This window comes from Allobosea sp. CER48 (assembly GCF_044752385.1).
In the GTDB taxonomy this organism is placed as follows: Bacteria; Pseudomonadota; Alphaproteobacteria; order Rhizobiales; family Beijerinckiaceae; genus Allobosea.
This window is the reverse complement of record NZ_JBIWYK010000144.1, coordinates 1-7,096: the sequence shown is the minus strand read 5'-3', so window position 1 is coordinate 7,096 and position 7,096 is coordinate 1. Positions and strand designations below refer to the sequence as shown.

General features: G+C 65.9%; 7 protein-coding genes. All 7 read left to right on the top strand.

The window, feature by feature from the left end; translation table 11 throughout:
- Positions 1 to 717, top strand: a 717-nt coding sequence (locus ACIPIA_RS07640) for an HAD family hydrolase (protein ID WP_400508208.1), incomplete at its 5' end; no start/stop codon positions are given.
- An 8-nt stretch (positions 718 to 725) separates the two neighbouring features.
- Positions 726 to 1,673, top strand: coding sequence for a sugar-binding transcriptional regulator (locus ACIPIA_RS07635; RefSeq protein ID WP_400508206.1), 948 nt, complete (start codon positions 726 to 728; stop codon positions 1,671 to 1,673).
- Positions 1,674 to 1,839: 166 nt separating this feature from the next.
- Positions 1,840 to 3,153, top strand: coding sequence for an extracellular solute-binding protein (locus ACIPIA_RS07630; protein ID WP_400508205.1), 1,314 nt, complete (start codon positions 1,840 to 1,842; stop codon positions 3,151 to 3,153).
- The gene (locus ACIPIA_RS07625; RefSeq protein ID WP_400508203.1) at positions 3,137 to 4,144 is read left to right on the top strand and encodes an ABC transporter permease subunit; all 1,008 of its coding nucleotides are present in this window, start codon (positions 3,137 to 3,139) and stop codon (positions 4,142 to 4,144) included. The genes ACIPIA_RS07630 and ACIPIA_RS07625 overlap by 17 nt, the downstream gene beginning before the upstream one ends.
- Before the next feature lie 4 nt (positions 4,145 to 4,148).
- Positions 4,149 to 5,039: an ABC transporter permease subunit gene (locus ACIPIA_RS07620; protein ID WP_400508201.1), complete on the top strand. Its 891-nt coding sequence runs from the start codon at positions 4,149 to 4,151 to the stop codon at positions 5,037 to 5,039.
- A gap of 31 nt (positions 5,040 to 5,070) precedes the next feature.
- A complete protein-coding gene (locus ACIPIA_RS07615; protein WP_400508199.1) occupies positions 5,071 to 5,811 on the top strand; it encodes a glycerophosphodiester phosphodiesterase family protein in 741 nt (246 codons plus the stop codon).
- A 3-nt stretch (positions 5,812 to 5,814) separates the two neighbouring features.
- A partial coding sequence (locus tag ACIPIA_RS07610; RefSeq protein WP_400508197.1) for a mannitol dehydrogenase family protein occupies positions 5,815 to 7,096 on the top strand: 1,282 nt, incomplete at its 3' end.

Genomic DNA, 7,096 nt, shown 5'->3' with positions numbered 1-7,096 from the left:
CTCTTCATGAGAGCATCTGCTCACGTTGACGGCCGACTGATGTCCTCGCCACACCCGCCCTTCGACCTTGTCATCCTCGATTGCGATGGCGTGCTCGTCGACAGCGAAACCATCAGCTGCCGGACCCTGGTCGATATTCTCTCGCCTTTCGACCCAAGCTATGATCTGGAAATGGTCATGCGCCGCTATCTCGGGCGGCCCGCCAGCGCAGTCATCGAGGATTACGAGCGAATGACCGGCCGCCCGGCCTCGGCCGATTTCACGCAGGGGTGGCGAGCCCAGCTCTTCGCGGCATTCACGCGCGATCTCAAGCCGGTCGAGGGCGTCCGCGGCGCGGTCGAAGCCCTCGGCGGCGATTACTGCGTGGCCTCGTCCAGCGATGAGGAGCGCATCGAGATCTGCCTGCGCAAGACCGGGCTCTGGGATCTCTTCGAGGGCCGGATCTTCAGCACGACGCGGGTTCAGCGCGGCAAGCCGGCGCCGGACCTCTTCCTGCTGGCAGCGCGGGAGCGCGGCGCAGCACCCGAACGCTGCCTCGTGATAGAAGACAGCGTCAGCGGCGTGACAGCCGCGAAGGCGGCGGGGATGACGGCCTACGGCCTCGCCGCCGGCAGCCATTTCGCGATCCTGGACCAGCGGCAGGCCCTCCTGGCAGCGGGGGCCGACCAGATCCTCGAATCCTGGCAGGAGCTCGCACTCACGCCGGCGGTAACCTGAAGGCTCCGATGGCCGAGAACGACAGCAACCGCCTCGACGATGCCGCACGCGCCGGGTGGCTGTACTACATCGCCGGCCGCACCCAGGACGACATCGCGCAGATCCTCAACATCTCGCGGCCGGCCGCGCAGCGCCTGGTCTCCCTCTGCCGCAGCGAAGGGCTGATCAGCTTTCGCATGAACCATCCGATCAGCACCTGCATGGACCTTGCGGCCAGGCTGCGCGATCGCTTCGAACTGCTGCATTGCGACGTAGCCCCGTCCGACGGCTCGCGGGAAACCGGCGCAGCCGGCATCGCGGCACTGGGCGGCGTGCTCATCGAGCGCTGGCTGCGCTCGCGCAAGTCCTTGGTCATGGCGCTCGGCACCGGCCGCTCCATGCGGGCGAGCATCGAGCGCGTCCCTCCGATGTCCTGCCCCCTGCACCGGCTGGTTTCGCTGGTCGGCACAATCTCGCCGGACGGGTCGGCCAGCCCCTTCGACACGCTGGTCAAACTCGCCGAGATCACCAAGGCACAGCATTTCCCGATGCCGCTGCCACTTTATGTCTCAAGCGCGGAGGAGCGCGCCCAGCTCATCGAGATCGAGGCGATCCGGCGGATTCGTGCCATCGCAGCCGAAGCCGACCTCTGGATCATGGGCATCAGCCAGATCGGCGATGACGCCGTGCTCTACCGCGACGGCTTCATGACCCGCGGCGAGATGCTCGACATGGTCCGCCATGGCGCTGTCGGCGAGGTGACCGGCTGGGTCTTCGACGCCGAGGGCTGCTTCCTTGATCGGGGCACCAACCTGCGGGTCACCAGCGTGCCCCCGGAGCCGAACGGCGAGCGCCTGCGAATCTGCATCGGCCAAGGAATCGCCAAGGTCGCCGCCCTGCGCGCTGCGCTCGCAGGAAAGATCGTCAACGGCCTCGTCACCGACGAAGAAACCGCGCGCGCCCTGCTGGCCGCCTGACGCCATTCCCAAAGATCGAAGCGCTCCAGGCTTTCCTGCTGTCGCGCGGCGCGCGCCGGCTCGCCGTCATTCGCCTGTCATCGACGGTTGACATAGGAAGCGGGTGTGCGAGCATATGATTTAATAACGAGCATATGCTCAGATAACATCATGAGGGAGGCTTAGTATGCGATCTTTCCTTGGAGCGCTCGCCGGGGCCGGCGCGCTGGTGCTGGCGGGCATGTCCTCGGCTCAGGCCGCCACCGAAATCGAGTTCTGGCACGCGATGAGCGGCGCGCTCGGCGAGCGGGTCGACGAGCTCGTCAAGAAATTCAACGACTCGCAGAAGGACTATGTGGTCAAGGCGGTCGGCAAGGGCACCTATGACGAAGTGCTGAATGGGACGATCGCGGCCTATCGCGCCAAGCGCCAGCCCGAGATCGTGCAGTCGAACGAGCGCTCCTTCCTGACCATGGTCAACTCCGGCGCCATCGTCCCGACCAGCGAGCTGATGGCCCAGCAGGGCCGCCCGATCGACGTCTCGAAGTTCATCGCGCCGGTCGTCAGCTACTACGCGATCGACGGCAAGCTCCAGGCGATGCCGTTCAATTCCTCGACTCCGATCCTGTTCTACAACCGCGATCACTTCAAAGCCGCGGGCTTCGACAAGCCCGGCGCGACCTGGCAGGAACTGGAGCCCCAGCTGGAGGCGATCAAGGCCAAGGGCATTTCGAAATGCGCGATGGTGCTGCCGGGCGACTATGAGTGGAGCTTCCTCGAGAACTACAGCGCGGTGAACGACATCCCCTATGCGACGAAGCGCAACGGCCTCGACGGCCTCGACGCCAGCTTCGTCTTCAACAAGGGCAAGCTGGTCGGCCAGGTCGAGCGGATGAAGCGCCTGGTCGGCCCCGGCGTGATGCAGCTCGCTGGCCAGGGCATCATCCCGATCCAGCTCTTCACCTCCGGCGAATGCTCGACGATCATCGCCTCCACCGCCTCGCACGCGGCCGTCGTCGCCGCCGCGAAGTTCGACTGGAGCGCGGCCGAGCTGCCCTACGAGCAGGGCGTCACGCCGAGGAACAGTGTCATCGGCGGTGCTGCGCTCTGGACCCTGAAGGGCCATACGCCCGAGAAGTACAAGGCGATCGCCGCCTTCTACGATTTCCTCGCCCAGACCGACACGCAGGTCTGGTGGCACCAGTCGACGGGCTATGTGCCGGTGACGACCGCGGCCTACGAGGCGGCCAAGGCGCAGGGCTACTACCAGAAGAACCCGACGCGCGAGATCGCCGTGGTGCAGCTGATGCGCGGCACGCCCAGCGACAATTCTCTCGGCTTCCGCATCGGGAACAGCAACCAGATCAACGTCGCGATCATGGAGGAGGTTTCGGCCGCCTTCCTCGGCAAGAAGCCGGTGCAGCAGGCGCTCGACGATGCGGCGGCCCGCGGCAACGAGGCGCTTCGCCGCTACGAGCAGCTCAATGCCGGCAAGAAGTAGCACGGCGGCCCTTCCCGCAGCGACCGGCGGCGGCTTGCGCCTCCGCTGGCCGTTCCGGCGGCTGCTCGTGAAGAGCGGCGCCGCCGATGCCCAGGCCGAAAGCGGGCTGAAGCGAGCACATTTCAAGGAATGGCGCCTGCCCTTCTGGCTGCTGGCGCCGCAGCTCTTCATCCTGCTGCTGTTCTTCTTCATCCCTTCGATCAGGGCGCTGATCCAGGCCTTCCAGCTGACCGATCCGTTCGGCGCCACCACCCAGTGGGTCGGCTTCCAGAATTTCGAGCGGCTGTTCCGCAGCGGCGTCTACTGGTCGTCTGCGCAGGTGACGCTGATCTTCACCATCGCTCAGAACGTGCTGACGCTGTCGCTCGCGCTGCTGCTCGCCTTCGCCTCGAACCATATCCTGCGCGGGCGCGGCGCGTACCGGACCGTGCTTCTGCTGCCCTACGCCATCGCCCCGGCGATCGCCGGCATCATGCTCGCCTTCCTGTTCAATCCCCGCGTCGGCCCCGTTGCGCACATGCTGCAGGGGTTCGGCCTGGACTGGGACCCCAACCGCAACTCCTGGCACGCGCTCGCCCTGATCGTCATGGCGGCCTCGTGGAAGCACATCTGCTACAACTACATCTTCCTGGTCGCCGCCCTGATGTCGGTTCCCCAGTCGATCCTCGAATCCGCCTATCTCGACGGCGCCGGGCCGATCCAGCGCTTCCTGCGGATCTCGCTGCCGATGATCGCGCCGACGCTGTTCTTCCTGATCGTGATCAACTTCGTCTACGGGCTGTTCGAGACCTTCGCCATCGTCGACGCCACCACCCGGGGCGGCCCGGCCGGCGCCACCTCGATCCTCGTCTACAAGGTCTATCAGGACGGCTTCGTCACGCTCGACCTCGGCTCCTCCGCCGCGCAATCCGTCGTGCTGATGGTGCTCGCGCTGCTCCTGACCTTCGCACAGTTCCGCTTCGTGGAGCGCCGCGTGAACTACAGCGTGTAGATCGATGAACGAGCGGACCCCCGTCATCGACGCGGCCTGTCACCTGATCCTGCTGGTGGGAGCCGCGCTCGTCTGTCTTCCGATCTATTTCGTCTTCGTCACCGGCTCGCTCTCTCAGGCCGAGATCATGCGCGTGCCGATGTCCTGGCTCCCCGGCAGCCAGTTCCTCGCGAACACGCAGGCCGTGCTGAGCAACGCCAATTTCGGCCGGCTCCTGCTCAACTCCTTCATCATCGCCACCGGCATCACGGTCGGGAAGCTCGCGGTTTCGGTGATCGCGGCCTTCGCCGTCACCTATTTCCGCTTCCCCTTCCGGATGACGGCCTTCTGGCTGATCTTCATGTCGCTGATGCTGCCGATCGAGGTGCGCATCGTGCCGACCTATGAATCTGCCGCGAATGTCGCGCTCCCACTCAACATCCTCGGCTCCTGGCTCGGCATTCAGGCGCTGGTCGATCTCGACTGGAATCTGGTGAACACCTATTCCGGCCTGATCCTGCCCCTGATCGCGTCGGCTACCGCGACCTTCCTGTTCCGCCAGTTCTTCCTCACCATTCCCGACGAGCTCTGTGAGGCCGCGCGCATCGACGGCGCCACGCCGTGGCAGTTCTTCCGCCTGATCCTGCTGCCGCTGTCGCGCTCGAACATCGTCGCGCTGGCGATCATCCTCTTCCTGATGGGCTGGAACCAGTATCTCTGGCCGCTGCTGCTCACCACCGAGCCAGCCATGGCCAACGCGGTGATCGGCCTGAAGAAGCTGATGCCGCAGAGCGACTCGCTCCCGACCTGGCATCTCCTGATGAACGCGGCCTTCCTGACGATGCTGCCGCCGACGATCGTCATCCTCATCCTCCAGCGCTGGTTCGTGAAGGGGCTGGTGGATAGCGGCAAGTAACCCGCCAACAGGCTAGCAGGGCTCAATCAAGATGCGGATCATCGGTCATCGCGGCGCGCGTAATATCTGGGCGGAGAATAGCCTGGGCGGCTTCCGCAACGTCTGCGGCCTCGGCGTCGATGCCGTCGAACTCGACGTCCATCTGTCCAGCGACGGCGAGATCATGGTGATCCACGATCCCCTGCTCGACCGGACCAGCGATCACAAGGGCCCGGTCGCGCATCTATCGCGCGAGGCCCTCGCCAAGGTGAAGCTCGACGACACGCTCGGCGAGACGATTCCGACCTTGCCGGAGGTGCTCGACGTCTTCGGTCCCACCCGGATCGAGCTCGAGATCGAGATGAAGATGGACGCCTTCGGCAATCCCTATCCGGGCCTTCTCGACAAGGTCATCGCGCTGGTGGAGGCCCGCAAGATGGCGTCGCGCGTCGTGCTGACCTGCTTCGTCCCTGAGGTGATCGAGGAGATCAGGGCGAAGGCGCCGCATATGCGCCGGCTCGCCTCGGTGGACCGCCGGTCCTGCGAAGCGTTCGGCGGCGTTGACCGGACCCTGCGCCGCTTCGTCGATCTCGGCTGCATCGTCGCGGTCGAGCAATCGCTGCTGCTGCTGACGGTCGACCGCGCCGTCGGCATCGTCGGCCGCGACAAGCTCGGCGCCTGGGTTCCGAACACGGTGCGCGAACTCGATTTCTGGCTCGGCCAGCCGATCTCCCAGATCACCAGCGACCGCCCGGACCTCGCCCTGAAACTCCGCTCTGAACGGAAAGGCTGAGCCGTGGCGACCCGCCTGTCGCTGGCAACGCTCGGACAGTTCGGGCCGTCGGTCGGTATTCCCGGCTATCGGAGAGACGATCTGACCCCCGGCATCGTCCATATCGGCGTCGGCAACTTCCACCGTGCGCACCAGGCCGCCTATCTCGACGAGCTGTTCGAGCGCGGGCTCGATCATGACTGGGCGATCATCGGCACTGGCGTCAGGGAAAGCGACGCGGAGATGGGGTGCGACCTCGCCGGGCAGGACTTCCTGACGACGCTGGTGACGCAGGAGGCCGACAGCGCCGAGGCCCGCGTGACCGGCGCGATGATCGACTTCGTCCCTCCCGGAAACAGCGGCGCGATCCTTCGGCGCCTCGTCGATCCCCGCACCCGGATCGTCTCGCTGACGGTCACCGAGGGCGGCTACTACATCGACCCGGCGACGCAGGCTTTCGATCCCGGCCATCCCGACATAGCCGCCGATGCGGCGGACCGCCTCGCTTGTCCGAAGACCGCCTTCGGCTTGATCGCCGCCGGCCTCCTCAGGCGGCGCGCGGCCGGCCTTCAACCATTCACCGTGATGTCCTGCGACAACCTTCCGGGCAACGGCCATGTCACCGCGGATGCCGTCGCCGGGCTCGTCGAGCTGATCGAACCCGCCGACGCGCGCTGGATCCGCGAGAGCGTAGCCTTCCCTAACGGCATGGTCGACCGCATCACCCCCGCGACGTCGGATCGCGAGCGCCAGGCGCTGCGCGGGCGCTTCGGCATCGAGGACAGCCGGCCCGTCTTCTGCGAAGGCTTCCGGCAATGGGTGCTGGAGGATCATTTTCCTGCCGGGCGCCCCCGGCTTGAAAATGTCGGCGTTCAGTTCGTCGCAGATGTCGCGCCTTTCGAACTGATGAAGATCCGCATCCTCAATGGCGGGCACGCAGCGATCGCCTATCCGGCCGGTCTGCTCGACATCCACTTCGTCCATGAGGCGATGCAGGACACGCAGATCGCCCGCTTCCTCTCGGCCCTGCTCGATGACGAGGTCATTCCCGTCGTCCCGCCCGTCCCAGGCACCGATCTGGCGGACTACAAGCGCACCATCGAACGGCGCTTCGCCAACCCGACGATCGGAGACACGATCCGCAGGCTCTGCCTCGACGGCTCGAATCGCCAACCGAAGTTCATCCTTCCGACGTTGCGCGATGCGCTGCAGGCCGGCCGCCCGATCGACGGGCTCGCGCTCGTCAGCGCCCTCTGGTGCCGCTACTGCCATGGCGAGAGCGAGAGCGGGCAAGCCATAGCGCCGA